The organism is Limnohabitans sp. Rim47, assembly GCF_001517545.1.
Classification (GTDB): domain Bacteria; phylum Pseudomonadota; class Gammaproteobacteria; order Burkholderiales; family Burkholderiaceae_C; genus Limnohabitans_A.
The window spans coordinates 11,903-37,506 of record NZ_FBYA01000006.1; the positions used below are offsets into that span (position 1 = coordinate 11,903).

Below are 25,604 nucleotides of genomic sequence, written 5' to 3' on the forward strand. Positions count from 1 at the left end.
TCCTTTCTTTATTAAACAGGCAGCCGTATCAGGTACTGCCCGTGCACACCCCGGAAATTTTTCCGAGAACTTCGTATTATCGCTTTTCCAAACCAGCTGGTGGCCAGGCTTCGAGCTTCATGCCCAAAGTCAGACCGCGGGAAGCCAAGACTTCCTTGATTTCATTGAGCGATTTGCGACCCAGATTAGGGGTCTTGAGCAATTCATTCTCAGTGCGCTGGATGAGGTCGCCGATGTAGTAAATGTTTTCTGCTTTCAGGCAGTTGGCCGAACGAACAGTGAGTTCGAGTTCGTCCACAGGGCGCAACAAAATCGGATCGAAGCTGCCTGCACCACCGCGTTGAGCGGGCTCATTGAATGCAGACAATTCGCTGCCTTCAAGTTGTGCAAAAACAGCCAATTGCTCGACGAGGATCTTGGCAGAAGAACGCACAGCGTCTTCAGCGGTGATGGCGCCATTGGTTTCGATCTCGATGACCAACTTGTCCAAATCAGTGCGCTGTTCAACGCGAGCGCTTTCAACGGTGTAGCTCACGCGCTTGACCGGAGAGAACGATGCATCAAGAACAATGCGACCCAAAGCTTTGGTAGGCTCGTCAGCAAAACGGCGCATGCTGCCGGGCACATAGCCACGACCTTTTTCAACCTTGATCTGCATGTCCAGCTTGCCGCCATGCGACAAGTTGGCAATAACGTGCTCAGGATTGATAATCTCAACATCGTGTGGTGTCTGGATGTCAGCCGCTGTGACAGCGCCTTCGCCGTCTTTGCGCAGACTCAGAGTCACTTCGTCACGGTTATGCAGTTTGAACACTACACCTTTGAGGTTCAACAAGATATTTACGACATCTTCTTGAACACCATCAATAGAAGAGTATTCATGCACAACACCAGCGATGGTGACTTCTGTGGCGGAGTAACCGACCATGGAAGACAACAAAACACGACGCAAAGCGTTGCCGAGGGTGTGACCGTAACCACGCTCGAATGGTTCCAACGTGACTTTGGCACGGTTCGTGGCCAATTGTTCGACTTGGATGGCTTTGGGTTTCAACAGATTGGTTTGCATTCAGACTTCCTCTCAATACCCCCGGTTCGTTACACCGGTAAGGCTGATGAAGCACCCGGCTCACAATGCCTTGTGCGCCGGGAACGATTGAAACAACGAATTAACGTGAATACAGTTCGACGATCAACGATTCGTTGATGTCAGCTGCGAATTCATCGCGATCAGGAACCTTCTTGAAGGTGCCTTCAGCCTTGTCGGCATTGACTTCAACCCAAGCTGGCATGCCCACTTGCAAGGCCAACTGCAAAGCTTCAACCACGCGGTTTTGCTTTTTGGATTTCTCACGAACAGCGATCACGTCGCCGGCCTTGACCAAGTAGGATGGGATGTTCACAGATTGACCGTTCACCGTGATGGCTTTGTGAGAAACCATCTGACGTGCTTCAGCACGTGTAGAGCCAAAGCCCATACGGTACACCACGTTATCCAAGCGGCACTCCAACAGACCCAACAAGTTGGAACCTGTGTTGCCTTTGCGGCGATCAGCTTCAGCGAAGTAGCGGCGGAACTGCTTTTCGAGCACGCCATACATGCGCTTGACTTTTTGCTTTTCACGCAATTGGAGACCGTAGTCCGAAGTGCGCTGACCCGAAGTGCGACCGTGCTGGCCGGGCTTGGTATCAAATTTAGACTTGTCAGCGATCGAGCGACGTGCGCTCTTCAGGAACAGGTCGGTGCCTTCACGGCGTGAGAGTTTGGCCTTGGGGCCGAGGTAACGTGCCACTTGAAATCCTTTTATGCATCTGCCGCATCAAAAATGCGGGAGCCAGGCGATGCAAGCATGGCCTGGCGGTGGGCTTGGTTTGAAATTAGATACGACGACGCTTTTGAGGGCGGCAGCCGTTGTGCGGGACCGGTGTCACGTCAGCAATTGACGTGATGCGGATACCCAATGCACCCAAGGCACGAACAGAAGACTCGCGACCTGGGCCTGGGCCCTTGATTTCGACGTCCAAGTTTTTGATGCCTTGTTCTTGTGCTGCACGACCTGCGACTTCAGAAGCGACCTGAGCAGCGAAAGGTGTCGACTTGCGCGAACCCTTGAAGCCTTGGCCACCTGAAGAAGCCCATGACAAGGCATTGCCTTGGCGATCGGTGATCGTGATGATGGTGTTGTTGAACGACGCGTGAACGTGTGCAATGCCGTCAGCAATGTTCTTGCGGACTTTTTTGCGAACACGTTGTGATGCGCTGTTTGATTGTGCTTTAGCCATAGTGGTCTCTCAATCCTGCTTATTTCTTCAGAGCCGCTGCGCCTTTGCGCGGACCCTTGCGAGTACGTGCATTGGTGCGTGTACGCTGACCGCGCATAGGCAAGCCGCGGCGATGGCGGAAACCACGATAGCAACCAATGTCCATCAAACGCTTGATGTTCATGGTGGTTTCGCGACGCAGATCACCTTCGATGGTGAAAACTGCGATTTGATCGCGAATTTTTTCGAGATCAGCGTCCGTCAGATCTTTGATCTTTTTGGAATAAGCGATGCCAGAGGCTTCGCAAATTTGTCGAGCGCGGGTGCGACCAATACCGAAAATGGCGGTCAAGCCAATTTCAGCATGTTTGTGCGGCGGAATGTTGATGCCAGCGATACGTGCCATTTTCGTCCTCTAAAACTAATTCAATCAGCCTTGACGCTGCTTGTGACGCGGATCTGTACAGATCACACGAACAACGCCTTTACGGCGAATGATTTTGCAGTTGCGGCAAATTTTTTTCACCGAAGCCGAAACTCTCATGGTTTTCTCCTAAAACTCATCGTTACCCAGACCTTCTCAGACCAGGTGAAATTTTTGTGGCCCTGCACAAAAGTGCAGGGGTTTTTACCGAAACCTATCCACCGGCTCCAGGATTTAAAAATCCTGTTCGGTGCTCCATCTCAACAAATGATCATTCGAATCTTCGCAGTCACAAGATGCGCACATCTTGTTCACCGATCAGGATTTGAAACTGGCTTTCTTTAAAAGCGAATCGTATTGTTGAGACATCAAATAATTTTGCACCTGAGCCATGAAATCCATGGTCACGACCACGATGATCAGCAACGATGTGCCACCAAAGTAAAACGGAACATTATATTTCAGAATCAGGAACTCGGGCAACAGACACACAAATGTGATGTATGCAGCACCGGCCATTGTCAAACGCAACAAAATCTTGTCGATGTAACGTGCTGTTTGGTCACCTGGGCGAATCCCAGGGATGAAAGCACCGCTCTTTTTGAGGTTGTCCGCTGTTTCGCGGCTGTTGAAAACCAAGGCCGTGTAGAAAAAACAGAAAAACACAATGGCAGCAGCGTACAACATGACATAGATCGGTTGACCTGGCGTCAAGCTGCTCGAAACATCCTTGAAGAAGCGAACCACAACACTGTCGGTTTCACCGGAACTGAACCAGTTGATGACTGTTGCAGGCAACAAGATGATCGATGAGGCAAAAATCGGAGGAATCACACCCGCCATGTTCAGCTTAAGCGGCAGGTGCGACGATTGACCACCGTACACCTTATTGCCGACCTGACGTCGAGCGTAATTGACCAGAATCTTGCGTTGACCGCGCTCCACAAACACCACGAAGTAAGTCACCAGAACCACAACCGCAATGATCAACATGGATACCAGAGGATTCATGGCGCCTGTGCGAACAAGCTCAAACAAACCACCCATGGCATTTGGTAAACCAGCCGCAATACCCGCAAAAATCAGGATCGAAATACCGTTGCCCAGACCACGCTCAGTGATTTGTTCACCCAGCCACATCAAGAACATCGTGCCTGCCGTCAGGCTGACCACCGCAGTCATGCGGAAACCCATACCTGGATTGATGACCAAACCCGCCGATGCTTCCAGAGCGACAGCAATGCCCAAAGACTGAAATACAGCCAGGCCCAGTGCGCCAAAACGCGTGTACTGTGTGATTTTGCGCCGTCCTGCTTCGCCTTCTTTCTTCATTTGCTCGAAAGCAGGAAGAACGTAAGTCAACAACTGCATCACAATGGATGCAGAAATGTACGGCATGATGCCCAGCGCGAACACGGTAAACCGCGATAAAGCGCCACCCGAAAACATGTTGAACAAGCTCAGGATGCCACCTTGCTGACCATTGAACAGCTGCTTGAGCTGCTCAGGATCAATGCCAGGTACTGGAATGTGTGCGCCCGCACGGTAAACCACCAGCGCGAGCAGCAAGAAGATAAGCCGACGACGCAGGTCGCCGAACTTGTCCCCCTTGACTGTCTGATTAGCGCTGGTTGCCACGATGTGTCTCGCCTATCAACATTCAGGCTACGGAGCCACCAACGGCTTCGATCGCTGCTTTGGCACCAGCTGTCGCACCAATGCCTGTCAATTTGACGGCTTTAGCGAGTTCACCAGTATTGATCACCTTGACCACTTTGGCCATCTGCGAAACCAAGCCAGCTTGCTTGAGTGTCAACACATCCACTTCTGCCAAGTCCAAACGGGACAAGGTTGTCAATGTGATTTCTGCGTTGTACTTCAGCAAGTGTGACTTAAAGCCGCGCTTGGGCAGACGGCGCTGCAAAGGCATTTGACCGCCTTCGAAGCCCACTTTGTGGTAGCCACCCGAACGGGATTTTTGACCTTTGTGACCACGGCCGGCGGTTTTACCCAGACCCGAACCGATACCACGGCCAACGCGACGCGCTGCGTGCTTGGAGCCTTCTGCGGGCTTGATGCTATTGAGTTCCATCATCGGCCTCTCAGAGAACTTTGACCAGATAGCTGATCTTGTTGATCATGCCGCGCACTGCGGGGGTGTCCTGCAGCTCACTCACGGAGTTGAGCTTGCGCAGACCCAAACCACGGACTGTGGCGCGGTGCGAAACTTTGGTGCCAATCGGGCTGCGAACCAATTGGACTTTCACGGTTGATTGTGTCGTCATGTTCGATCTCCGGTTCAGCCGAACAACTCTTCAACGGACTTGCCACGCTTGGCAGCCACGTTGGAAGCTGTTGTGCAATTGGACAATGCGTCCAGAGTGGCACGAACCATGTTGTAAGGGTTGGACGAACCATGGCTCTTGGCCACGATGTCGGTGATACCGACCACTTCGAACACTGCGCGCATGGGTCCACCAGCAATGATGCCGGTACCCTTGGGAGCTGGAGCCATCATGACGCGGGCTGCGCCGTGGTGACCGTGTACTGCATGGTGAATCGTGCCATTTTTGAGGTGGACTTTGGCCAGGTTGCGACGGGCTTCTTCCATCGCTTTTTGCACGGCTGCTGGCACTTCTTTCGATTTGCCCTTGCCCATGCCCACTTTGCCATCGCCGTCACCGACCACGGTCAACGCTGCGAAACCCAAGATACGGCCACCCTTGACCACCTTGGTCACGCGGTTGACCGCGATCATCTTTTCGCGAAGACCGTCTTCAGGACCGTCGCTTTGCGGTTTTGCTGTAAATTTAGCCATTTGTAACTCCGATCCGTTTAGAACTGCAGACCTGCTTCACGGGCTGCTTCGGCCAAAGCCTTGACACGACCGTGGTAAGCGAAACCTGCGCGGTCGAAGGCGACCTTCTCAACGCCAGCAGCTTTTGCTTTTTCAGCAATTCGCTTGCCAATGACTGCGGCAGCAGCGGCATTGCCACCTTTGCCTGTAGCGCCCAGAGCCGTGCGCACTTCGGCTTCGGCTGTAGAGGCACTGGCCAACACTTTTGTACCGCAACCAGAGATAACGCTGGCGTAGATGTGCAGGTTGGTGCGGTTCACGGTCAAACGGGCCACGCCTTGCTGTGCAATGCGGATGCGTGTTTGACGTGCACGACGGAGACGCTGCTCTTTCTTGGTCAACATGATGCAGCTCCTTATTTCTTCTTAGTCTCTTTGATCGTGATCTTCTCATCCGAATAACGGATGCCCTTGCCTTTGTAAGGCTCAGGAGGACGAACAGCACGGATCTCAGCAGCAATTTGGCCAACACGTTGACGGTCGGCACCCTTGATCACGATTTCGGTCGCAGTCGGAGTGGCCACCGTAATGCCAGCAGGCATATCGATGTTGACAGGATGTGAATAACCAACAGCCAGGTTCAATTTGGCGCCAGAGGCAGCCGCCTTGTAACCCACGCCGACCAGGTTCAGCTTCTTTTCGAAGCCTTTGGTCACGCCAGTCACCATGTTGTTCACCAGCTGACGCAAGGTGCCGCTCATGGCATTGGCTTCACGTGAATCATTGGCGGGGGCAAAGCTCAGCTTGCCTCCTTCGTTGCTCACGGTCACCAGCATGTTGGAGGCGATGGCCAATTGACCACCAGCGCCCTTCACACTGATTTGATCTTGTTTGATCGACACATCCACACCAGCGGGGATGGTCACAGGCATTTTTCCTACGCGGGACATTCTTTTTCTCCCTTTAAGCGACGTAGCACAGCACTTCGCCGCCGACACCGGCTGCACGCGCTTTGCGATCAGTCATCACGCCTTGGGGTGTGGTGACGATGGCCACGCCCAAGCCGTTTTGGACTTGAGGAATAGCATCACGGCCTTTGTACACACGCAGGCCTGGACGGCTCACACGCTCAATACGCTCGATGACCGGACGGCCAGCGTAGTACTTCAGGGCAATTTCGAGAACGGACTTGCCGTCTTCGGTTTTGACTTGGAAGCCGTCAATGTAGCCTTCATCTTTCAGCACTTGGGCGATGGCCACCTTCACTTTAGAAGATGGAACCAACACGATGGCTTTTGACACCATTTGTGCGTTACGGATGCGGGTCAACAGATCGGCAATAGGATCACTCATGCTCATGTTGTTATCTCCTGCCGATTACCAGCTGGCCTTGGTCACGCCCGGAATGTTGCCTGCGAAGGCTAATTCACGGATCTTGGCGCGGCCCAGACCAAATTGACGGAACGTACCGCGTGGGCGACCGGTGATTGCACAGCGGTTGCGTTGACGGGTCGGGTTGGCGTTGCGCGGAAGCTTTTGCAGACCCAGACGGGCTGCTGCACGCTCTTCATCGCTGCGCTTGGCATCGTTGGCGATGGCCTTAAATTCAGCGTATTTTTTCGCGAATTTAGCTGCCAGTTTTTCACGCTTGAGCTCGCGCTCGATCAAAGCTACTTTAGCCACGTGACACCTCAGTTCTTGAAGGGGAAGCGGAAAGCTGCCAGAAGAGCTTTGCACTCTTCGTCAGACTTAGCCGTTGTGGTGATGCTGATATTGAGACCACGCAAGGCATCAACCTTGTCGTACTCAATCTCAGGGAAAATGATCTGCTCTTTGACGCCGATGTTGTAGTTACCACGACCATCGAACGCACGACCAGAAATACCACGGAAGTCACGAACGCGAGGCAAAGCCACGGTCACGAAACGGTCCAGGAATTCATACATCTGAACGCCACGCAGTGTCACCATGCAGCCAATAGGCTGTTGCTCACGGATCTTGAAGCCAGCAATCGCTTTCTTGGCCTTGGTCACCACAGGCTTTTGGCCTGCGATTTTGGTCAAGTCGCTCACAGCGTGGTCCATGACTTTTTTATCAGCCACCGCCTCAGACACACCCATGTTCAAGGTGATCTTGGTGATGCGAGGAACCTGCATTGTTGACTTGTAGCCAAATTTGGCAATCAAGTCAGCAGAGATTTTCTCGCGGAAGAGTTGTTGCAAACGTGCCATGCTCATGCCACCTTGATTTCTTCGCCGCTCGACTTGTAAACGCGGACGCGTTTTCCATCAGCCTGCAGCTTGACGCCCACACGATCAGCCTTACCAGTTGCAGCGTTGAAAATCGCCACATTGGATTGGTGAATCGGCATGGCCTTTTCGATAATGCCGCCAGTTGTGCCCTTCATTGGGTTTGGCTTGGCATGCTTTTTGACGAGGTTGACACCTTCGATCAACAGATGCGAGTCACTGGCGCGCAGCGACACTGTGCCGCGCTTGCCTTTGTCACGACCTGTGATGACGATGATTTCGTCGCCCTTGCGAATCTTGTTCATGGCGCGTCCTTACAGTACTTCAGGAGCCAGGGACACGATCTTCATGAACTTCTCGGTACGCAATTCACGCGTGACCGGGCCGAAGATGCGGGTGCCAATAGGCTCCAACTTGGCATTCAGCAACACAGCTGCGTTGCCATCGAATTTGATGAGGGAGCCATCGCCACGGCGGATGCCCTTGGCAGTACGAACCACCACAGCACTGTAGATCTCGCCTTTTTTGACGCGACCACGCGGGGCGGCTTCTTTGATGCTCACTTTGATGATGTCGCCAACACTTGCATAGCGACGCTTGGATCCGCCGAGCACCTTAATGCACAGCACGGACTTTGCGCCGGTGTTGTCGGCCACATCCAACCGAGATTCTGTCTGGATCATTTCTTTATTCCCAACTTGTATTTCTTGCCCGCCAGCCTTACAGCCAACAAACAGAAATCAGTCTTGGACCCGTCATTCATGCCGCGAACCACTCGCAACACTTCAGTTTGGGCAGATACCTGCGCTTTTTGCAAAGCGAAGCCCTCTATTATGTCTGAAAAAACAGGTCTGCGCAACAAGATGTCCAAATTATTTGAAATTAACAAGCGATCATGGACCCGTGAGTCACCTATTTAGCCCAGCCAAAGGGTTTGAAGCCCCTGTTTTAAATGGAACCGCCAGTTGTGCGTCGCCTTACTGGAGTCGATGGCGTGCAAACTGCCCCCGGTGTGCTTCCATAGCTTCCATAGCTTCCATAGCTTCCACAGCGACTGGCTGTCGCCTGTGCCAAATGCCCTGTGCCACCCTCGACGCGGACACAGACGACGTGGCACACAGTGTAGGAGTGTCTTTAATTTGCCAGTGATGAATGAGATATCTACCAACAAGCCCGTTTTTTGCAGGGCCCAAACAAAGTCACGACTGCAAAAAGCGACAATTCTCGGACACACCATCGGCATCAGACACACAAGGCACGCACCCCAATGACCTCAAGCTCACAGCACATCGCATTCATCGGCGGCGGCAACATGGCCAGCGCCATCATCGGCGGGCTGATCCGTCAAGGCATAAAGCCTGAGCAGATCACCGTGGTCGAGCCCTTTGCAGATACCGCCGCAAAACTACAGCAGAACTTCGGCATCACCGCCCTGCCCGCGGCGGGCCCGGAACTGGCACAAGCGCAACTGGTGGTCTGGGCGGTCAAACCTCAAATATTCAACGAAGCCGCCGCGCCCGTCATGCCGCACACCCGCGGTGCCTTGCACCTTTCAGTGGCCGCAGGCATCCGAACCGACAGCATCTGCCGCTGGGTGGGCACCGATCGGGTGGTGCGCTGCATGCCCAACACACCTGCCTTGGTGGGCCAAGGCATCACGGGCCTTTTCCCTTGCCCATCCGTCACGCCCGCCGACAAAGCGCTGGTAGAGCAGGTCATTGGCACCACCGGCCAATATCTCTGGGTACAACAAGAATCGCATCTGGATGCGGTGACCGCCCTGTCCGGCTCCGGACCGGCCTATGTGTTTTATTTCCTCGAAGCCATGACCGAAGCAGGCGTGGGCATGGGGTTGAGCCCCGAGCAGGCTTATCAACTGGCCGTGGCCACTTTCTCGGGTGCCGCCTCTTTGGCTGCGGCATCGACAGAATCACCCGAAGTGCTGCGCCAGCGCGTCACATCCAAAGGCGGTACGACCTACGCGGCCATCACTGCTATGGAGGCCGCCGGCATCAAGGCCTCTTTTGTGAATGCCATGCAGGCCGCCGAGCAACGCGCACGCGAGCTGGGCGACGAATTCGGCAAAGCCTGAAGCGGCAAGCCTTCAGTCTGAACTTGGCCTAGCGCCTGATGGCCAGCAAGGGCCGTCAGGCCACGCCATAAGAAAGCACCACGCCCACAAACACGCTGAACCCGAGCCAATGGTTCAGGCGGAAGGCCTTGAAACAGCCCTCGCGTTCCCGGTGGCGTATCAAAAAATAGTGCCAGACCACCTGGGCGGCAGAAGCAACCCAAGCCAGCCAGAACCACGCGCCTTGCTGCGGGGCGTTCAGCAGCCACGCCCAGATCAACAAATACGCCCCATAAAAGCCCATGATGGCGGGCACATCGCGGTCACCCAGGGTGATGGCTGAGGTTTTCATGCCAATTTTGAGATCGTCATCACGATCGACCATGGCGTATTCCGTGTCATAGGCCAGCACCCAAAACAAGTTCCCCAGCAACAAACCCCAAGCCAGCAAAGGCACATCGCTTTGCACTGCGGCAAACGCCATCGGAATGCCGAAGCTGAACGCCACGCCCAACACCGCTTGCGGCATGGACACATAACGCTTGGCGTAGGGGTAAATCAGTGTCACCGCCAAAGCGGCAAACGACCACTGGATGGCAGCCGTGTTCGTCGTCAGTACCAAACCAAACGCACACAACGCCAGCACGGCCCCCACCCACAAAGCCTCTCGGGTGCTGATGCGCCCGCTCGTCACCGGGCGGTTGGCGGTGCGTTTGACGTGTTTGTCAAAGTCGCGGTCGGCCACGTCGTTCAGACAGCAGCCCGCGCTGCGCATGAGGATCGTGCCCAAAGTGAACACCGAGATCAGATGCCAGCCCGGAAAGCCGCCTGCGGCCACCCACAACGCGGCCAAGGAAGGCCACAGCAACAGCAGCCAACCCGCAGGACGGCTCCAGCGGATCAAGTCCAGATAAAGCTTGAGTTTGTCGGTCATGCAAGGCCTCAAGACAAGCGCGTCACACCCGGCAATGGGCAAGCGTAAATGGCGTTGCGCATGGCAGCTATCGCCTCGTAGCGGGTGTAGCTGCGACGCCATGCCAACACCACGCGGCGCGTGGGCGGCTTGCCGCCCGCAGGGTCCACGATGGGCAGGTAGCGCACAGGCGAATCGTGCCATCCGCCCGAACGCTTGTGCACCGGCTTGAGCTCAGGCACCGACAGGCGCGGCACCAAAGTCACGCCCATGCCGGCAGCCACCATGTGCTTGATGGTTTCCAGCGACGAGCCCTCAAAGGTCTTGCGGATGCCGTCGGTCTGGCTCGCATAACGCGCGAATTCGGGGCACACCTCCAGCACATGGTCGCGAAAGCAATGCCCAGCACCCAGCAACAGCATGGTCTCGTTTTTCAGCTGCTCGGGCGTGATAAAGGCTTCTGAGGCCAAGGGATGGTTGAGCGGCAAAGCCGCCATGAAGGTCTCGTCGTACAAGGGGGCGACCGCCAGACCCGACTCGGGAAACGGCTCGGCCAAAATGGCGCAATCGAGCTCGCCGGTGCGCAGCATTTCCAGCAAACGCACCGTGAAGTTTTCTTGCAGCATCAAGGGCATTTGCGGCATGTCGGTGATGATCTGGCGCACCAGATCGGGCAGCAAATAAGGCCCGATGGTGTAAATCACCCCCAAGCGCATGGTGCCGGCCAAAGGGTCTTTGCCGCGCTTGGCGATTTCCTTGATTTCAGCGGCTTGCTCCAACACGCTTTGGGCCTGGCGGACGATTTCTTCGCCCAGCGGGGTCACGGACACCTCGCTGGCGCTGCGTTCGAACAACTTGACCTCGAGCTCTTCTTCCAACTTTTTGATGGCCAGTGACAAGGTGGGCTGCGACACAAAGCAGGCCTCGGCGGCCTTGCCGAAATGTTTTTCGCGGGCCACAGCCACGATGTATTTGAGTTCGGTCAGGGTCATGGGCACTAATTAAACATCAAGCTTTCAAATACTCGGATTTGCCGCCCAACCAACGGCCAATGTGCCTCTCGGCCAGGCCAGCGTGCTGGTCCAGCATCTGAGGGGCCAGCGCACGCGCCCAGTCCAGCAAATGTCCGTCGGTCTCAAGATCGGCAAAACGCAACAAGGGCGCACCCGACTGGCGTGCCCCCAAGAACTCGCCCGGCCCGCGAATTTCCAGATCGCGCCGCGCAATTTCAAAACCGTCGTTCGTCTCGACCATGGCACGCAGGCGTTCGCGGGCGGTCTCGCTCAAGCGGCCGCCTTCGGGCGTGCCATAGAGCAACACGCAGGCCGAGGCCGCCGCGCCGCGCCCCACCCGGCCACGCAGCTGGTGCAACTGAGACAGGCCAAAGCGCTCAGCGTGCTCGATCACCATCAGCGAGGCATTGGGCACGTCCACCCCGACCTCGATCACCGTGGTGCTGACCAACACACCCATCTGGCCTGCGGTAAACAAATCCATGACCGCCTTCTTTTCGGCCACGGGCATGCGCGAATGCAGCAAACCCACCATCACGCCCGGCAAAGCCTCACTCAAATCGGCGTGGGTTTGTGTGGCATTGGTCAAGTCCAGCGCTTCGCTTTCTTCGATCAAGGGGCAGACCCAATACACCTGCCGCCCTTCGTGTAACTGCGCACCAATGCGCTCAACCACCTCGTGGCGGCGGTGGTCCGACACCACGCGGGTCACGATGGGCGTGCGCCCCGGCGGCAGCTCGTCGATGACCGACACATCCAGGTCGGCGTAATAGCTCATGGCCAGCGTGCGCGGGATCGGCGTGGCCGTCATCATCAGCATGTGCGGCTCCATGCCGTCGGCCTGCATCTTGCCGCGCAGGGCCAGTCGCTGCGCCACGCCAAAGCGGTGCTGCTCGTCGATCACGGCCAGTGCCAGATTTTTGAACTTGACGTGGTCCTGAATCACCGCGTGCGTGCCCACCACCAGTGCGGCCTCGCCCGACTCGATCAGCGCCAGCATGGCGGCACGTTCTTTCTTTTTTTGGCTGCCAATCAACCAAGCCACTTTCACGCCCAATGGCTCCAACCAGCCGACCAGCTTGGCGAAGTGCTGGGTCGCCAGAATTTCGGTGGGTGCCATCAGGGCGCATTGCCAGCCCGCATCCACCGCCACCATGGCCGCCAAGGCCGCCACCACGGTTTTGCCCGCGCCCACATCGCCTTGCAACAAGCGGTGCATCGGCACATGGCGGGCCAAATTTTGCGCAATCTCATGGCCCACACGCTGCTGGGCATTCGTCAGGCCAAACGGCAAGGCGGCCAGCAACTGGCCGTACAAGCCATCGGGTTTTAGCCTCAATGCCGGGGCCCGCAACAAATCGCGCTCGCGCTTGGCCGTGAGTTGCGACAGCTGCTGCGCCAGCAACTCCTCGCATTTGAGGCGAATCCAGGCCGGGTGGCTGCGGTCTTCCAGCGCGGCCAGCGACACATCGGGCGTAGGGTGGTGCAAAAACCGCAGCGCATCGCGCAGCGACCAGGCCCCTCGCGGGTCTGGCCATGCAATGCCTAGGGGCAATGTCTCGCTCAAGTCGGCATGGTTCAGGCCCGTGATGACCGCCCGGCGCAAATAGGCCTGGGCCAGCCCGGCGACGGTGGAATACACCGGCGTCAGCGCTTCGGCCAAGTTGCCACCCGCAGCCTTGAACGTGGGGTGCATCATGGTCAAGCCCATGAAACCGCCCTTGACCTCGCCCCGCGCCCGGATGCGGTTGCCCACCGCCAGCGCCTTTTGGTGCGATGGGTAAAAACTGAAAAACCGCATCACACAGGTGTCCGAGCCGTCATCCACCGTCACCAAAAGCTGGCGGCGCGGGCGCATCGTGATCTCGCAGGCGGTCACCGTGGCCTCGATCTGCGCGGTATCGCCCTCGCGCACATCGCGCAGCCGGACGATGCGCGTCTCGTCCTCGTAGCGCAGCGGCAAATGCAACGCCAAATCGATGTCGCGCTTGAGCCCAAGCTTGATCAGCGCCTTTTGGGGGGCGCTGAGCGTTTTGGCGGGCGTTGATTTGAGCGTGGAAGCTGACGACGGAACAGGCATGCGCTGATTGTGCCGTCAGCCAAGCAAGTCAACCGCTCTTTTTAACGGATGCAGCCAAAGACAAGGCCATGACCACGTCGCGCACCGTTTTCCGCTCACTTAAACCAAGCGCCAAGTAACGGGTCAACATTTCCCGGTCGGCCATGCCAAGCGCGCTCAGACTCTGGTCTGGATCTGGCGAACTCTGAGGGGATGTGACACGTCCAAATCGCAATTCATCTGGACTGACCTGAAGCCAATCCGCCAAAACGCGCAATTTGTCCTGAGTCGGAATGGCTTTCCCCAGCAACCAATTACGTGCTGTATGCGATGTGATGCTGCGTCCCCAATACCGCAGATTGAAATCATTTGACACAACAGTCGGAGAGACACGGACACCATTCGACTCCAATGCACGACGCAACCGCTGTGCAAAAGCTTCTGTTTCAGTGGATGTGCCCATGCCACTAAGTTAAATGCAGCACTCATTTGAAATTTAAATTTTTATAACAATTATTGTTATAGTTGATTAAATTTTGAATTTGAGAAGCCATGGACAACCTCTTCGAGTGGGGTGGCCGATTGAGGTTTCAGCAACGCATTAAATGCCAATTGCGCAACGCCCATACCCCTGTCAGATATGCGATGGCTGTGACGCATTTTTTTCACACCAACTAGAAAGAAACCATGAAATTAAGCTCGAACCTCTTGGCATTGGCCGCTATCGCGATCACAACTGCAGCTACCGCACAAACTTATGGCGAAATTGGCTACACCAGCGTAACGGCCAAAGAAACCATTGCTTTGAATGGCAGCTCTTACGACGTCAAAGCATCTCCTACTGCCCTGCGTGGCATCTTTGGTTACGAGTTGAACCAGCATCTGGCCATCGAAGCATTGGCCGCCTTTGGCCTGAGCGATGCCACAGTCAAAGTTAACGGCGCCGGCATTCCCGGCCTCAAAATGGAAATCGACAATGTCGTCGGTGTTTACCTAAAACCCAAAACCAAACTGAACGACAACATGGAAATGTTTGGCCGCGTCGGTTTTGCTCGCGGGAAAGGCACTTTTTCAGCCATCGGCGTTGGCTCCGAATCTTCTAGCGCGAACAGCTTCTCCTACGGGGCTGGGCTTAGCTATGCCATCGACCCCACCACTTCGCTGAACGCCGATTACATGTCTTACCTGAACAAAGATGGCTTCAAAGCTAACGGCTTCACATTTGGCGTAGGCTTCAAGTTCTAAGTCAAGGCCACTTGAACATGTCAGACAAAGCCACGTTGAGTGGCTTTGTCATTTAGAAAATATTCGATAATCACGCCGTTTTCAATTCATAAGGGCCTGTCAAGCCCTGCGCCATGTCTTCTTCCTCAGTCACCCCGGCCCCCCTCCCCTTCACGCTCAGCGATTTCGACTTTGAGCTGCCCCCCGAACTGATTGCCCAACACCCCGCCGCCGAGCGCAGCGGTTCGCGTTTGCTCGATGGTTCTTTGCCCACGGTGGTGGACCGCATCTTTCATGAACTCCCCAGCCTGCTGAACGCGGGCGACCTGCTGGTCTTCAACGACACCAAGGTGATCAAGGCGCGCATCTTTGGCGAGAAGGCCTCGGGCGGCAAACTGGAGCTGCTGATCGAGCGTGTGCTGCCCGGCCACAAGGTGGTGGCGCACATGAAGGTCAGCAAAAAGCCGCTGCCGGGCGGCAAGATGTTCATGATGGGCGGTGCCCGCAACGGCGGTTTTGATGCCGTGCTGCTGGGCCGCTGGCCTGATGAAAACGGTCAGCTGTTTCACCTGCAACTGAGCGACGAACCACATGCCCTGATGGAAAAGCACGGCGTGGTGCCACTGCCGCCCTATATTGAGCGACCTTCGGGCGCGATCACCCACACCGATTCAGAAGAAGACGCCCAGCGTTACCAAACCGTATTTGCGCGAACACCCGGTGCGGTGGCCGCGCCTACGGCCGCCTTGCATTTTGACGAGGCCCTGTTGGCCCAGTTGGAGGCACGCGGCGTGCAACGCGCTAGCGTGACCTTGCATGTGGGTGCGGGCACGTTCCAACCCGTCAAAACCGAGAACATCGCCGACCACACCATGCACCGCGAGTGGTACGAGGTGCCCGAAGCGACGCAACAAGCCATTGCCGCTTGCAAAGCACGGGGCGGCCAAGTGGTGGCGGTAGGCACGACCACTGTGCGCACCCTCGAATCATGGGCGCTGTTTGGTCAGGCCAGCGGTGACACGCAAATCTTCATCACGCCGGGCTTTGAATTCAAAGTGGTGGACCGACTGATCACCAACTTCCACCTGCCCAAAAGCACGCTGATGATGCTGGTCAGCGCCTTTGCGGGGTACGAACACATCATGGGCTTGTACCGACACGCGATCGCGCACCAATACCGCTTCTTCAGCTATGGCGATGCGATGCTGCTGACGCGCACGCCACCGCGCTGAAGTCCAAGCTGCCCTCCTACAATGCCTGCCATGCTCAAATTCGACCTGCTCAAAACCGACCCTTCCAGCCACGCCCGCCGCGGCACGCTGACCCTGAACCATGGCGTGGTGCAAACGCCCATCTTCATGCCAGTGGGAACCTACGGAACGGTCAAAGGCGTGATGCCGCGCAGCCTGGAAGAAATGGGCGCACAGATCATTCTGGGCAACACCTTTCACCTGTGGATGCGCCCCGGACGGGACATCATGGAAAGCTTTGGCGGACTGCACAAATTTGAAAAATGGAACAAACCCATCCTGACCGACTCGGGTGGTTTTCAGGTGTGGTCGCTGGGCGACATGCGCAAGATCACCGAAGAAGGCGTGACCTTTGCATCGCCCGTGAACGGCGACAAGCTGTTCATGTCGCCCGAGGTCAGCATGCAGATTCAGACCACCTTGAATTCAGACATCGTGATGCAACTCGATGAGTGCACGCCTTACGAGACCAAGGGGCACCTGACCACCGAAGCCGAAGCCCGCAAGTCGATGGAGATGAGCCGCCGATGGGCTGTGCGCAGCCAAGACGAATTTGCGCGACTGGAAAACCCCAACGCGTTGTTTGGCATCGTGCAAGGCGGCATGTTTGAAAACCTGCGCCAAGAATCACTGGACGCGCTGGTCGAGATGGACTTCCCCGGTTATGCCGTGGGCGGCGTGAGCGTGGGCGAACCCAAAGACCTGATGCTGCAAATCATGGCGCACACGCCACACCGCCTGCCCGCCAACAAACCGCGCTACCTGATGGGCGTGGGCACGCCCGAGGATTTGGTGCAGGGCGTGGCCGATGGCGTGGACATGTTCGACTGTGTGATGCCCACCCGCAACGCGCGCAACGGCACGGTGTTCACCCGCTTTGGTGATCTGAAACTGCGCAACGCCCGCCACAAAACAGACCCGCAACCGTTGGACACGACTTGCACCTGCTATGCCTGCGCGGGTAGCCCTACAGGATCGCCCTCCGGCAGTGGTGGCGTGTCGTGGGACCAGGGCGGCCGCGATGGTTTCAGCCGCGCGTATCTGCATCATCTGGACCGCTGCGGCGAAATGCTCGGCCCCATGCTGACCACCATCCACAACCTGCACTACTACCTGAACCTGATGCGCGAAGTGCGCGAGTCGCTGGACGCGGGCAAGTTCTCTGAATTCAGGGCGCAGTTCAAAACGGATCGTGCGCGGGGCGTTTGATCAATCGGTGGTGAACACCGTCAACACGCCGGTGTAGCCGTACAACTGGTTGCGGGCGATCTCGCCAGCGGCAAAAAACCCCACCAAGGGCACATCGCCCAATGCATGACGAATGATTTGCATCTCGGCGCTGGGGCCGCCAAAGTGGGGGCCACCACGGCCGGTGCAGCTGACGTACACCGCGCCCGCCATGCGACGTCCCTTTTGAGGCAAGCTTGCCACAGGGTCATCGCTCAAAGCGTTGATGGCTTCGATGGACAGCATGTCGGGCTCCAGCGCTTCACGAATTTCGGCGCACACGCGCACCAGATCTGCCCGAGCGGCCTGCACATCGCGACGGCAAAAGGCCAAGCGCATGCCTGGCTCCAGGTTTTCAGCCACCGCCACACCCTGTCGCGACGGGTCAAGGCCCACAATGTGACGCACCCGAACATCGCTGCCGAGATGGCCTGTGCGGCCCACGCCACTTTGACCACTGGGGCTCAAACCCACCAAGGTGGCCCGCACCACCGGAATGGCCTTTTGCGGATCGCCCATGGAAATGCCCAGATCGGCCAACATCACATCCAGCGCCGGTTCGCCATCGAGCTTGAGCACCAAATGCCGATCGGACTCGGTGATCTCACGCTCAAGCGAAACAGGCTGGCAACCCTGTGTCACACGGGACAGCAAACCCACCGCAGGCGAAAAAGCCACACCGCTCAGGCCGCCTTCCAGAACGCCGCCATCGGCCAGGCTCTGCCCGGCATTGACGGCAAACTGCACGCTGCGGGTGCGGCTGGAGGTCAAGCCGCCAAACAAATAACCCTGCAGGGTGCGCCCCGACATCTCCTGAATCAGCTCAGACAGTTCGGGGGTAGCGGGATCGGCATGCACCAAGGCCACATCGGCAAACCTACTGTCAGGCAGCGGCGACAGGCCCGAGAACACGCGGTAGTGCTCAGGCGGCACATCACACAGCATGACCGCGAGGGCCGGCTCATCAAAATACTCGGCGTTGTTGACCGCCAGCCCCACGCCAACGGTGCCAACCCAATCGGTCACGGCGGGTAACTCTTGGCGCAAATGGTCAAGAATGGCCTGCGCCTGAGCGGCATAGTGGTCGGTGATGTACAGCAAAGCCAGGCGGGGTGCGCTCGCGTAATCAGGCAAACCCATTTGGGTATGCAATTGGGCCAACACCAAGCCGGCGGCCATCCGCCACTGCGGATGGGTGGCGTGGCCGTAAGGAAACAGCTTCATGGCCGCCTTACTTCGCAGCGGATTGGCGCGGCGTAGGCTTGGCCTTTTGGCGCACGGTTTTGGCCGGTGCTGCGCTGGCGCTCTTGCGTGCGGCAGCGGGCTGGGCTGCGCCAGCAACAGCTTTGCTTTGCGGCTTGGCCCGCGACGATGACACCGAGGCCTTGGCGGTTTTTACCGCTGCTTTGCGGCCAGCCGGGGCTTTCTCAGGTTGGGCTGGTTTAGCGGCCTTGGCAGCCATTCCGGCTTTCATGGCCTCACCCGCCACGTCTTTCAAGGCGGCAGCGGCAATGCCCTGAAACTGCTGTGTCAAAGCACCCCACCACTGCATCGGATCTACAGCGGGTTTGGCCGCATCGCTGACCGGCTCGGCAGCCGAAGCATCTGCTGGCGCTTGCGGTTCGGCCTGTGTTTCGGCCGCAGGTTCGACCACCGCATCTGGGCTTGTTTTGGGTGTGAACAGCGAAGATTTGACAGCCGCTGCATTGTTGGCAGTCGCACCAGAGGATGAAGGCTGTGCAGGCTCGGCTGCCGGAGGCTTGGCCGTGAACGCCTTGGCCAAGTCAGCCATGTTCACATTCATGCTTTGCAAGGTGGTCAAGGTCATCTTTTGCACCTCCATGGCCTGGATGGTGGCTTTGAGCGCCGTGGTGTTTTGCTCCAACCAAAACAGCACCGACTTGAGCTCTTGAATTCGCTTGTCGATTTCTTCGATGCTCAGTGTAGGCGCCGCCCAACTGGCCATGCCCGGTATGCCGCCCGCAGCAGCAGGCTGGGCTTGAGATGCGGTTTTGGAGAGGTTTTGCAAAAAATCAAAGCCGGGCACAAATTGGCCAAAGCCGAAGGCAGAAGGGTCGCTCATGGGGGTCTCCTCAGGGTGGTGAGCGAAGCTTAAACGATGATGCTTTCAATTTTGACAAGGCAAGCCCCATCTTGCTCTTGGCTTGAGGCAAAGCCCAGGCCAGAGCAACTTTTCAAGCGAACAGCAGGCACGGGCGGCTTGGCTGGGCTCAGCTGGGCTCAGCTGGGCTCAGCTGGGCTCAGCAGTCATTTATTCAAGCCGCAGCCTTGCCAGCACTTCAATGCTTGTGCGCGCCATCTGCATGCCCGTTGGGCATGGCTGTGGTCACAGGCACGCTCACCTGTTGTTGGGTTTCAACGCCTTTGGCGTCCTTGAAGGTCAAGGTCAGGGGGACGCTGCTGTCCTTCATCAGGGGCGACTTGAGGTCCATCAGCATCAGGTGGTAACTGCCGGGCTTGAGCTCCACCGCCCGGTTGGCAGGCAGGTCCAATGCCGGCACAGCTCGCATTTGCATGACCGAGCCCTCCATCTTCATCTCGTGAATCTCGGCCAAGCCCGCCACCGGGGTAGACACGGCCACCAAACGAGTGGCCTGCGCAGCCGTGAGCTTCATGAAGGCGCCTGTGGCTTTTTGGCCCTGCACAGTGGCGCGAGCCCACCCGCTTTCTACCTTGACTTGCGCCATGGCAACGCCCGCAAAGCACAGGCCGGCCACCAAGCCAGCGATTTGATTGAATGTGTTTTTCATATTAGGTCCTCTATTGGAGTGATTGACTTCGATCAATGAACGTGTGCAGCAACGCCTGCGCTGGGCATGATCTCGAGCGCCGCAGCAGGTGACTGCAGATCGGAAAGCTTTTGTCCTGGTTGAGGAACTTCCGTCCAGTCATTGCGCCCTTGCTCACAAACTTGCTGAACGGGCCAGTACATCATGCCTGCCTTGGAGGGCAATGTGCCCACCAACACAAACTCGTCGTAGTACCCGCTGGGCAACATGTCGTCTGTCGATTTGGCTGTCCAAGTGATGCGAGTCACATCTTCGGTGATGCTTCGACCATGGCTGATGTAAGGCTGCATGAGCTTCTCGCGAGTCACCTCCAGACGCCACCCGGGCTTGGGCATGGGCTTGGCGCCCTTCACCCCCATGGGAATGTCGATCGCGATCTGGCGCGTAGGCGATGTGCCGCAACCATGACCAACCTTGAACGTGGCCTTATAGCTTTGTGCTGCCGTAGCCACTGGGTATTCGAGCACGGTGTGAGCAGAAGCCACGCCGCACAATGCGAAGGCCAAAGCGGCCAGAAATTTGACGTAAAAATTCATTGCAATATCCTGAAAAAAGAAACACGAAAGATGTCCGTTGGTGACCATTCACCACAGCGGCATCAACGGGGCAGTTCAGGAAAATGAAGGCGGGCCGCGTGGCGGCAAAGGAGAACCGGTCAACCAGGCGATGTGGGCCAGCGCGAGGGGACGCAAAGCATGGGCTAAAGCGCTCGGAGCCGCAAAGCCCGAGAACACAGGCGCTGGCGGTGCGCTGACCTGCGTGCACAAGGGGCAGTCCATGCCGCCCGAAGACGTTTCGCCGTGCCCCGCATCGTCAGCCATCACCATTTTCATGCCCCCCATTGCAGAGCAGACCATCTGCGTGGCTTGGGGCTTGACCAGCGGCGATGCCACGGCCACCCCAATGAACAATGAAAACCACACCAGCATGAAGCGGGTGAGGCGATGGGCATTGCGCAGGGACTGCAAAAGTGACATAGGCGCGATTATGGCATCGGGCTTTTGTAAAGCAGCGGGCGTGGACTTAACGGCAAACTCAGGCCAGATCGCGCAAGACCTGAGGCTCGATTTCGGCCCACTCTTCGTCGGTGAACAGGCGTGATCGGCTGTGAAACGCCTTGCCGGTGTTGCCTTCGAGTGAAAAGGTGCCGCCCGAGCCTTCGATCACATCCAGGATGAGCTGGGTGTGTTTCCAGTACTCGTACTGGGATTTGCTGATGTAAAACGGCACGCCGCCCACATGGCCCAGTTGCACGTCATAAGGGCCAATCGTCAGGTCGGTGGGCAGATAACAGTTGGCGGCGCTGTTGTCACAGCAGCCCCCCGACTGGTGAAACATCAACTCGCCATATTGGGCTTGGAGTTCGGCGATCAGGGCCAGCGCTTCGGGCGTGGCCACCACACGTTCAACCATGTTCATCTCCTGACAAGCAAAGACAAAAAGGGGCGGATTGCGCCGCCCCTGTGAGGATGACCGATTCAATCGATCAGAAAAAGCCCAGCTTGCTCTCGCTGTAGCTGACCAAGAGGTTCTTGGTCTGCTGGTAGTGGTCGAGCATGACTTTGTGGGTTTCGCGGCCAATGCCGGACTCTTTGTAGCCGCCGAATGCCGCGTGTGCGGGGTAGGCGTGGTAGCAGTTGGTCCACACACGACCGGCCTTGATGGCGCGGCCCATGCGGTAGGCGACGTTGCCATTGCGGCTCCAGACGCCAGCGCCCAGACCGTACAGCGTGTCGTTGGCGATGGCCAAGGCTTCGGCTTCGTCTTTGAAGGTGGTCACGGCCAACACGGGGCCGAAGATTTCTTCTTGGAAGATGCGCATTTTGTTGTGGCCCTTGAACAAGGTGGGCTGCACGTAGTAGCCACCTTCGAGGTCGCCACCCAGATGGGCTTGGTTGCCACCAGCCAACACTTCAGCGCCTTCTTGCTTGCCCAAATCCAGGTAAGACAAGATTTTGGTCAACTGCTCTTTGGACGCTTGCGCACCCATCATGCTGTCGGTGTCGAGTGGGTTTTGGTGCTTGATGGCGGCCACACGCTTCAAGACACGTTCCATGAACTTGTCATAGATGCTTTCTTGGATCAGCGCACGCGATGGGCAGGTGCACACCTCGCCTTGGTTGAAGGCAAACAACACCAAGCCTTCGATCGCTTTGTCCAAGAAGCCATCGTCCTTGTCCATGATGTCGGCAAAGAAGATGTTGGGCGACTTGCCACCCAACTCCAGTGTGGCGGGGATCAGGTTGTTGGCAGCGGCTTGGGCGATCACGCGGCCTGTCGAGGTCGAGCCCGTGAAGGCGATCTTGGCGATGCGCTTGCTGGTGGCCAAGGGCATGCCGGCTTCGCGGCCATAGCCGTTGACGATGTTGAGCACGCCTGGGGGCAAGATGTCGGCGATCAGCTCAGCAAGAATCAAGATGCTGATAGGGGTGGATTCAGCGGGCTTCAAAACCACGCAGTTGCCAGCACCAATGGCGGGGGCCAGTTTCCAGGCGGCCATCAGGATCGGGAAGTTCCAAGGAATGATCTGACCCACCACGCCCAGTGGTTCCTGAAAGTGGTAGGCCACGGTGTTTTCGTCAATGTTGGACAACGCACCTTCTTGCGCACGCAGGCAGCCAGCGAAGTAGCGGAAGTGGTCGACGGTCAGCGGAATGTCGGCGTTGAGCGTTTCGCGAATCGCTTTGCCGTTGTCCACGGTTTCGGCGTACGCCAACATTTCCAGATTGGCTTCAATGCGGTCCGCAATTTTCAACAGCAAGTTGGCGCGGGTGGCCGCGTCGGTCTTGCCCCAGGCGTCTGCGGCAGCGTGGGCGGCGTCCAGCGCCAGCTCGATGTCGGCGGCATCTGAACGGGCGGCTTGGGTATAGACCTTGCCGCTGATGGGGGTGATCACGTCAAAGTACTGGCCTTTGACGGGGGCCACAAATTTGCCACCGATGAAGTTGTCATAGCGGGCTTTGTATTGGACTTTGGCGCCTGCGGCGCCGGGGGCTGCGTAAATCATGTGTGTCTCCAGTTGGGGATTTATGGGGAACCATCGGTGCAGGGCAAGCACCCGGCACACGCTGCACATCTTTGCAAGACGAATGCCAGAACGCATAAACCGAGGGTATCCACCAGTCTCTTGGCCTGCTCAGGCCAATGGCCGAAGCAACTCAAGGGTTATCCCGACAGGAAATGGCGCCAACAACTGTCCGCCGTACGCCCGCCGTCAGCAACACATGTCACAAATTGAGACACTTGAAGCCATCTGTTGGGGACAAAGCTTGCAGCACATGTTCCAGACCCTAGACTGATTAAATACAAGCGAGATCACTCGCCACCGGAGACAAACCATGCGCCCTCACGCGATCTTGCCCACCCCGCAGCTCAGGCAAGCCCGACTTCAACTGGTCGAGCAAGGCATAGCGCCCACATCGGCGATTGGCGCACTGGTGGCCAGGTCTTGGAACCGCAGTCTGACGGCAGGGCTCTCGCCCATCGGCCGTTTGGACTGTCACGACAACTTGGCGGGCAGCAGCCTGCAACGCGCCCGCACGCTCAACCATGACCTGATCAGCCATTCAGAACCGGTGATGGAGTACCTGTTCGAGCAAGTGCGGCAAAGCCACAGCATGGTGGTTCTGGCCGACGCACAAGGCGTCTTGATGCACACACTGGGCGATCTGGATTTTTTGAACAAGGCCGATCGGGTGGCCCTGCGATGCGGTGCCTCTTGGGCCGAAAACCAACGTGGCACCAACGCCATCGGCACGGCTTTGGCCGAAACACACGAAGTGGAAATCAATGGTGCAGAACACTATCTAGACCGAAATGGCTTTCTGACCTGCGCGGCTGCGCCCATTTTGTCGGCACAAGGCAAGCTCATGGGCATCCTCGACATTTCTGGCGACCACCGCAGCCGCCACCCCCACACCTTGAGTCTCGTGTCAACCGCTGCACGCATGATCGAAAACAGCTTGGTCCTGTCTGCCTGTCGCCAGCAAATCATGGTTCAACTGCACACGCGGGCAGAAGGCATAGGCACTGTGGCACAAGGCATGCTGGCTTTTTCGGAGGATGGCTGGCTGGTCGGGGCCAACCGCAAAGCACTGGACTTGCTGGGAATTCAGCACACCGACATGGGTGCTACCAGCTGGCCTCACTTGTTCGACGAAGACTTCGAGCGACTGCTCGGTTTGCAGCACCGCAGCGGTGGCCGCCCAAGTCTGTTGCACACACGACATGGCATCGCAATCCATGCACAACTGCACAGCCAGAGTCAGGTGCAACAAAAAATCACCATCAGTGCAGCGCCCGCACGCGACGCACTGAACCGCATGGACAGCGGAGACCCCTTGTGGCGTCAGTCCGCAGACAAGGCCCGCCGGGTCATCGACAAAGACATTCCATTGCTGGTCTTTGGCGAGTCGGGGGTCGGCAAAGAATTGTTTGCGCAAGCGGTGCACCAATGTTCTGCCCGCAAGGACAAAGCATTCGTCGCCGTGAATTGCGCGGCCCTGCCTGAACACCTGATCGAGTCAGAGTTGTTTGGTTATGTGGGTGGCGCGTTCACCGGAGCCTCTCGACAGGGTGCTCCAGGTCGTCTGCGCGAGGCCCATGGCGGCACCTTGTTTCTGGATGAGATTGGGGACATGCCCATCGCGCTGCAAACGCGCTTGCTGCGGGTGCTGCAAGAGCGGATGGTCACACCACTCGGTTGTGGCACACCCGTTGCAGTCGATTTCAATCTGATTTGCGCTACGCATCAAAATTTGCGTGCGGCTGTTGAAAAGGGCCAGTTCCGCAGCGACCTGTACTACCGCATCAACGGACTGCAGGTGCAACTGCCGGCCCTGCGTGAACGAAATGACTTTGCAAAATTGGCGCAACGCATGCTGCAAGATTTGGCACCCGATGCAGGATTGAGCATCACGCCCGACGTGATGACAGCCATGGCGACGTTCAACTGGCCTGGCAACCTGCGCCAACTCAGCCATATCTTGCGCACTGCCGTCGCCTTAATGGACCCTCATGAATCACAGATCAACTGGACTCACTTGCCGGACGATTTAATTCGAGACATTCAAAATCAGGCCCAGCAACAGCCCCCCGATGGGCCAGCACAAAACCTGCACGAACTGTCGATCAAGGCCATCCAGCAGGCACTTGAAAATGCCCGAGGCAATGTTTCAGCAGCAGCACGCCAGTTGGGCATCAGCCGTCAGACGCTTTACCGCAAACTTCAATAAGCAAGGTCATCTGCGCGACCGAAGTCTGCTTGCGCTCGCACTACGCTAGTAAATCCATTCACGGAGATTCAT

32 protein-coding genes are annotated in these 25,604 nt (G+C 57.2%); 5 read left to right on the forward strand and 27 right to left on the reverse strand.

Annotated features, from left to right (window positions below):
* Positions 1–76 precede the first annotated feature (76 nt).
* The 16 genes from rpoA to rplN form a co-directional block, all read right to left on the reverse strand.
* Entirely contained in the window at positions 77–1,069 is a 993-nt protein-coding gene (gene rpoA, locus BN3544_RS12940) for a DNA-directed RNA polymerase subunit alpha (protein WP_019429281.1), read from the reverse strand.
* Positions 1,070–1,169: 100 nt separating this feature from the next.
* Positions 1,170–1,793, reverse strand: a complete 624-nt coding sequence (gene rpsD / locus BN3544_RS12945) for a 30S ribosomal protein S4 (protein WP_019429280.1) — start codon at positions 1,791–1,793, stop codon at positions 1,170–1,172.
* 85 nt (positions 1,794–1,878) lie between these two features.
* Complete coding sequence (gene rpsK, locus BN3544_RS12950) at positions 1,879–2,283, reverse strand: 30S ribosomal protein S11 (RefSeq protein WP_019429279.1); 405 nt, start codon at positions 2,281–2,283, stop codon at positions 1,879–1,881.
* A 19-nt stretch (positions 2,284–2,302) separates the two neighbouring features.
* On the reverse strand, positions 2,303–2,668 hold the full coding sequence (rpsM, locus tag BN3544_RS12955; RefSeq protein WP_019429278.1) for a 30S ribosomal protein S13: 366 nt from the start codon (positions 2,666–2,668) through the stop codon (positions 2,303–2,305).
* Between the two features lie 24 nt (positions 2,669–2,692).
* Positions 2,693–2,806 carry a 50S ribosomal protein L36 gene (gene rpmJ, locus BN3544_RS14205; RefSeq protein WP_011481465.1) on the reverse strand — a complete coding sequence of 38 codons (114 nt, stop codon included), beginning with the start codon at positions 2,804–2,806 and terminating at the stop codon, positions 2,693–2,695.
* Between the two features lie 198 nt (positions 2,807–3,004).
* The gene (secY, locus tag BN3544_RS12960; RefSeq protein ID WP_026036522.1) at positions 3,005–4,324 is read right to left on the reverse strand and encodes a preprotein translocase subunit SecY; all 1,320 of its coding nucleotides are present in this window, start codon (positions 4,322–4,324) and stop codon (positions 3,005–3,007) included.
* Positions 4,325–4,346: 22 nt separating this feature from the next.
* On the reverse strand, positions 4,347–4,778 hold the full coding sequence (gene rplO, locus BN3544_RS12965; RefSeq protein WP_026036521.1) for a 50S ribosomal protein L15: 432 nt from the start codon (positions 4,776–4,778) through the stop codon (positions 4,347–4,349).
* 10 nt (positions 4,779–4,788) lie between these two features.
* A complete protein-coding gene (rpmD, locus tag BN3544_RS12970) occupies positions 4,789–4,971 on the reverse strand; it encodes a 50S ribosomal protein L30 (protein ID WP_019429275.1) in 183 nt (60 codons plus the stop codon).
* 14 nt (positions 4,972–4,985) lie between these two features.
* Positions 4,986–5,504 carry a 30S ribosomal protein S5 gene (gene rpsE / locus BN3544_RS12975; protein ID WP_019429274.1) on the reverse strand — a complete coding sequence of 173 codons (519 nt, stop codon included), beginning with the start codon at positions 5,502–5,504 and terminating at the stop codon, positions 4,986–4,988.
* 17 nt (positions 5,505–5,521) lie between these two features.
* Positions 5,522–5,887, reverse strand: a complete 366-nt coding sequence (gene rplR / locus BN3544_RS12980; RefSeq protein ID WP_019429273.1) for a 50S ribosomal protein L18 — start codon at positions 5,885–5,887, stop codon at positions 5,522–5,524.
* A gap of 11 nt (positions 5,888–5,898) precedes the next feature.
* Positions 5,899–6,432: a 50S ribosomal protein L6 gene (gene rplF, locus BN3544_RS12985; RefSeq protein WP_026036520.1), complete on the reverse strand. Its 534-nt coding sequence runs from the start codon at positions 6,430–6,432 to the stop codon at positions 5,899–5,901.
* Between the two features lie 13 nt (positions 6,433–6,445).
* On the reverse strand, positions 6,446–6,841 hold the full coding sequence (gene rpsH, locus BN3544_RS12990; RefSeq protein WP_019429271.1) for a 30S ribosomal protein S8: 396 nt from the start codon (positions 6,839–6,841) through the stop codon (positions 6,446–6,448).
* 18 nt (positions 6,842–6,859) lie between these two features.
* Positions 6,860–7,165 (reverse strand): 30S ribosomal protein S14, encoded by a 306-nt coding sequence (rpsN, locus tag BN3544_RS12995; protein ID WP_026036519.1) that lies wholly within the window; start codon positions 7,163–7,165, stop codon positions 6,860–6,862.
* An 8-nt stretch (positions 7,166–7,173) separates the two neighbouring features.
* Positions 7,174–7,713 carry a 50S ribosomal protein L5 gene (gene rplE / locus BN3544_RS13000; RefSeq protein WP_026036518.1) on the reverse strand — a complete coding sequence of 180 codons (540 nt, stop codon included), beginning with the start codon at positions 7,711–7,713 and terminating at the stop codon, positions 7,174–7,176.
* 2 nt (positions 7,714–7,715) lie between these two features.
* Positions 7,716–8,036 (reverse strand): 50S ribosomal protein L24, encoded by a 321-nt coding sequence (rplX, locus tag BN3544_RS13005; RefSeq protein ID WP_019429268.1) that lies wholly within the window; start codon positions 8,034–8,036, stop codon positions 7,716–7,718.
* 9 nt (positions 8,037–8,045) lie between these two features.
* The gene (rplN, locus tag BN3544_RS13010) at positions 8,046–8,414 is read right to left on the reverse strand and encodes a 50S ribosomal protein L14 (RefSeq protein WP_019427444.1); all 369 of its coding nucleotides are present in this window, start codon (positions 8,412–8,414) and stop codon (positions 8,046–8,048) included.
* 584 nt (positions 8,415–8,998) lie between these two features.
* On the opposite strand from rplN, the gene proC reads away from it, so the two are divergent.
* A complete protein-coding gene (gene proC, locus BN3544_RS13020; protein ID WP_019429266.1) occupies positions 8,999–9,823 on the forward strand; it encodes a pyrroline-5-carboxylate reductase in 825 nt (274 codons plus the stop codon).
* A gap of 55 nt (positions 9,824–9,878) precedes the next feature.
* On the opposite strand, the gene ubiA is transcribed toward proC, so the two are convergent.
* The 4 genes from ubiA to BN3544_RS14390 are packed head-to-tail and all read right to left on the reverse strand — an operon-like array spanning position 9,879 to position 14,250.
* On the reverse strand, positions 9,879–10,736 hold the full coding sequence (gene ubiA / locus BN3544_RS13025) for a 4-hydroxybenzoate octaprenyltransferase (RefSeq protein WP_019429265.1): 858 nt from the start codon (positions 10,734–10,736) through the stop codon (positions 9,879–9,881).
* Between the two features lie 8 nt (positions 10,737–10,744).
* On the reverse strand, positions 10,745–11,707 hold the full coding sequence (locus BN3544_RS13030) for a LysR substrate-binding domain-containing protein (protein ID WP_019429264.1): 963 nt from the start codon (positions 11,705–11,707) through the stop codon (positions 10,745–10,747).
* 16 nt (positions 11,708–11,723) lie between these two features.
* Positions 11,724–13,808: an ATP-dependent DNA helicase RecG gene (gene recG / locus BN3544_RS13035; RefSeq protein ID WP_019429263.1), complete on the reverse strand. Its 2,085-nt coding sequence runs from the start codon at positions 13,806–13,808 to the stop codon at positions 11,724–11,726.
* A gap of 28 nt (positions 13,809–13,836) precedes the next feature.
* Complete coding sequence (locus BN3544_RS14390) at positions 13,837–14,250, reverse strand: hypothetical protein (RefSeq protein WP_193364656.1); 414 nt, start codon at positions 14,248–14,250, stop codon at positions 13,837–13,839.
* A gap of 224 nt (positions 14,251–14,474) precedes the next feature.
* Between BN3544_RS14390 and BN3544_RS13045 the strand changes: the two genes are divergently transcribed.
* From BN3544_RS13045 to tgt, 3 genes are all read left to right on the forward strand, one after another.
* A complete protein-coding gene (locus BN3544_RS13045; RefSeq protein WP_019429260.1) occupies positions 14,475–15,032 on the forward strand; it encodes an outer membrane beta-barrel protein in 558 nt (185 codons plus the stop codon).
* Between the two features lie 113 nt (positions 15,033–15,145).
* Positions 15,146–16,243 carry a tRNA preQ1(34) S-adenosylmethionine ribosyltransferase-isomerase QueA gene (gene queA, locus BN3544_RS13050; protein ID WP_019429259.1) on the forward strand — a complete coding sequence of 366 codons (1,098 nt, stop codon included), beginning with the start codon at positions 15,146–15,148 and terminating at the stop codon, positions 16,241–16,243.
* A 30-nt stretch (positions 16,244–16,273) separates the two neighbouring features.
* Positions 16,274–17,470 carry a tRNA guanosine(34) transglycosylase Tgt gene (tgt, locus tag BN3544_RS13055; RefSeq protein ID WP_026036516.1) on the forward strand — a complete coding sequence of 399 codons (1,197 nt, stop codon included), beginning with the start codon at positions 16,274–16,276 and terminating at the stop codon, positions 17,468–17,470.
* Here the strand turns inward: tgt and BN3544_RS13060 are convergent, their stop codons facing one another.
* From BN3544_RS13060 to BN3544_RS13090, 7 genes are all read right to left on the reverse strand, one after another.
* Entirely contained in the window at positions 17,471–18,712 is a 1,242-nt protein-coding gene (locus BN3544_RS13060; protein ID WP_026036515.1) for an FIST signal transduction protein, read from the reverse strand.
* Positions 18,713–18,719: 7 nt separating this feature from the next.
* Positions 18,720–19,571 carry a PhaM family polyhydroxyalkanoate granule multifunctional regulatory protein gene (locus tag BN3544_RS13065; protein WP_019429256.1) on the reverse strand — a complete coding sequence of 284 codons (852 nt, stop codon included), beginning with the start codon at positions 19,569–19,571 and terminating at the stop codon, positions 18,720–18,722.
* A gap of 217 nt (positions 19,572–19,788) precedes the next feature.
* A complete protein-coding gene (locus BN3544_RS13070; RefSeq protein WP_019429255.1) occupies positions 19,789–20,259 on the reverse strand; it encodes a copper chaperone PCu(A)C in 471 nt (156 codons plus the stop codon).
* A 32-nt stretch (positions 20,260–20,291) separates the two neighbouring features.
* A complete protein-coding gene (locus BN3544_RS13075; RefSeq protein ID WP_019429254.1) occupies positions 20,292–20,834 on the reverse strand; it encodes a YcnI family copper-binding membrane protein in 543 nt (180 codons plus the stop codon).
* Between the two features lie 75 nt (positions 20,835–20,909).
* Entirely contained in the window at positions 20,910–21,275 is a 366-nt protein-coding gene (locus tag BN3544_RS13080) for a DUF2946 family protein (RefSeq protein ID WP_019429253.1), read from the reverse strand.
* A 58-nt stretch (positions 21,276–21,333) separates the two neighbouring features.
* A complete protein-coding gene (locus tag BN3544_RS13085; RefSeq protein WP_026036514.1) occupies positions 21,334–21,711 on the reverse strand; it encodes a DUF779 domain-containing protein in 378 nt (125 codons plus the stop codon).
* A gap of 73 nt (positions 21,712–21,784) precedes the next feature.
* The gene (locus tag BN3544_RS13090) at positions 21,785–23,305 is read right to left on the reverse strand and encodes an acetaldehyde dehydrogenase ExaC (protein WP_019429251.1); all 1,521 of its coding nucleotides are present in this window, start codon (positions 23,303–23,305) and stop codon (positions 21,785–21,787) included.
* A gap of 331 nt (positions 23,306–23,636) precedes the next feature.
* Here BN3544_RS13090 and BN3544_RS13095 point away from each other — a divergent pair, with 331 nt between their 5' ends.
* Positions 23,637–25,532 (forward strand): sigma-54-dependent Fis family transcriptional regulator, encoded by a 1,896-nt coding sequence (locus BN3544_RS13095; RefSeq protein ID WP_019429250.1) that lies wholly within the window; start codon positions 23,637–23,639, stop codon positions 25,530–25,532.
* Positions 25,533–25,604: the final 72 nt, after the last annotated feature.

Bases quoted from the DNA above. Each gene is read 5' to 3' on its own strand.
- rplE (WP_026036518.1), bottom strand. From the start codon at position 7,713: ATGGCACGTTTGCAACAACTCTTCCGCGAGAAAATCTCTGCTGACTTG.
- rpsM (WP_019429278.1), bottom strand. From the start codon at position 2,668: ATGGCACGTATCGCTGGCATCAACATTCCGCCGCACAAACATGCTGAA.
- BN3544_RS13060 (WP_026036515.1), bottom strand. From the start codon at position 18,712: ATGAAGCTGTTTCCTTACGGCCACGCCACCCATCCGCAGTGGCGGATG.
- rpsE (WP_019429274.1), bottom strand. From the start codon at position 5,504: ATGGCTAAATTTACAGCAAAACCGCAAAGCGACGGTCCTGAAGACGGT.
- rplO (WP_026036521.1), bottom strand. From the start codon at position 4,778: ATGGAACTCAATAGCATCAAGCCCGCAGAAGGCTCCAAGCACGCAGCG.
- BN3544_RS13090 (WP_019429251.1), bottom strand. From the start codon at position 23,305: ATGATTTACGCAGCCCCCGGCGCCGCAGGCGCCAAAGTCCAATACAAA.
- rplN (WP_019427444.1), bottom strand. From the start codon at position 8,414: ATGATCCAGACAGAATCTCGGTTGGATGTGGCCGACAACACCGGCGCA.
- BN3544_RS13045 (WP_019429260.1), top strand. From the start codon at position 14,475: ATGAAATTAAGCTCGAACCTCTTGGCATTGGCCGCTATCGCGATCACA.
- rplF (WP_026036520.1), bottom strand. From the start codon at position 6,432: ATGTCCCGCGTAGGAAAAATGCCTGTGACCATCCCCGCTGGTGTGGAT.
- recG (WP_019429263.1), bottom strand. From the start codon at position 13,808: ATGCCTGTTCCGTCGTCAGCTTCCACGCTCAAATCAACGCCCGCCAAA.
- ubiA (WP_019429265.1), bottom strand. From the start codon at position 10,736: ATGACCGACAAACTCAAGCTTTATCTGGACTTGATCCGCTGGAGCCGT.
- BN3544_RS13095 (WP_019429250.1), top strand. From the start codon at position 23,637: ATGCGCCCTCACGCGATCTTGCCCACCCCGCAGCTCAGGCAAGCCCGA.
- queA (WP_019429259.1), top strand. From the start codon at position 15,146: ATGTCTTCTTCCTCAGTCACCCCGGCCCCCCTCCCCTTCACGCTCAGC.
- BN3544_RS13070 (WP_019429255.1), bottom strand. From the start codon at position 20,259: ATGAAAAACACATTCAATCAAATCGCTGGCTTGGTGGCCGGCCTGTGC.
- BN3544_RS13085 (WP_026036514.1), bottom strand. From the start codon at position 21,711: ATGGTTGAACGTGTGGTGGCCACGCCCGAAGCGCTGGCCCTGATCGCC.
- BN3544_RS14390 (WP_193364656.1), bottom strand. From the start codon at position 14,250: ATGGGCACATCCACTGAAACAGAAGCTTTTGCACAGCGGTTGCGTCGT.
- rplX (WP_019429268.1), bottom strand. From the start codon at position 8,036: ATGAACAAGATTCGCAAGGGCGACGAAATCATCGTCATCACAGGTCGT.
- tgt (WP_026036516.1), top strand. From the start codon at position 16,274: ATGCTCAAATTCGACCTGCTCAAAACCGACCCTTCCAGCCACGCCCGC.
- rpsH (WP_019429271.1), bottom strand. From the start codon at position 6,841: ATGAGCATGAGTGATCCTATTGCCGATCTGTTGACCCGCATCCGTAAC.
- rpmD (WP_019429275.1), bottom strand. From the start codon at position 4,971: ATGACGACACAATCAACCGTGAAAGTCCAATTGGTTCGCAGCCCGATT.
- BN3544_RS13065 (WP_019429256.1), bottom strand. From the start codon at position 19,571: ATGAGCGACCCTTCTGCCTTCGGCTTTGGCCAATTTGTGCCCGGCTTT.
- BN3544_RS13080 (WP_019429253.1), bottom strand. From the start codon at position 21,275: ATGTCACTTTTGCAGTCCCTGCGCAATGCCCATCGCCTCACCCGCTTC.
- BN3544_RS13030 (WP_019429264.1), bottom strand. From the start codon at position 11,707: ATGACCCTGACCGAACTCAAATACATCGTGGCTGTGGCCCGCGAAAAA.
- rpmJ (WP_011481465.1), bottom strand. From the start codon at position 2,806: ATGAGAGTTTCGGCTTCGGTGAAAAAAATTTGCCGCAACTGCAAAATC.
- BN3544_RS13075 (WP_019429254.1), bottom strand. From the start codon at position 20,834: ATGAATTTTTACGTCAAATTTCTGGCCGCTTTGGCCTTCGCATTGTGC.
- rpoA (WP_019429281.1), bottom strand. From the start codon at position 1,069: ATGCAAACCAATCTGTTGAAACCCAAAGCCATCCAAGTCGAACAATTG.
- rpsK (WP_019429279.1), bottom strand. From the start codon at position 2,283: ATGGCTAAAGCACAATCAAACAGCGCATCACAACGTGTTCGCAAAAAA.
- rplR (WP_019429273.1), bottom strand. From the start codon at position 5,887: ATGTTGACCAAGAAAGAGCAGCGTCTCCGTCGTGCACGTCAAACACGC.
- proC (WP_019429266.1), top strand. From the start codon at position 8,999: ATGACCTCAAGCTCACAGCACATCGCATTCATCGGCGGCGGCAACATG.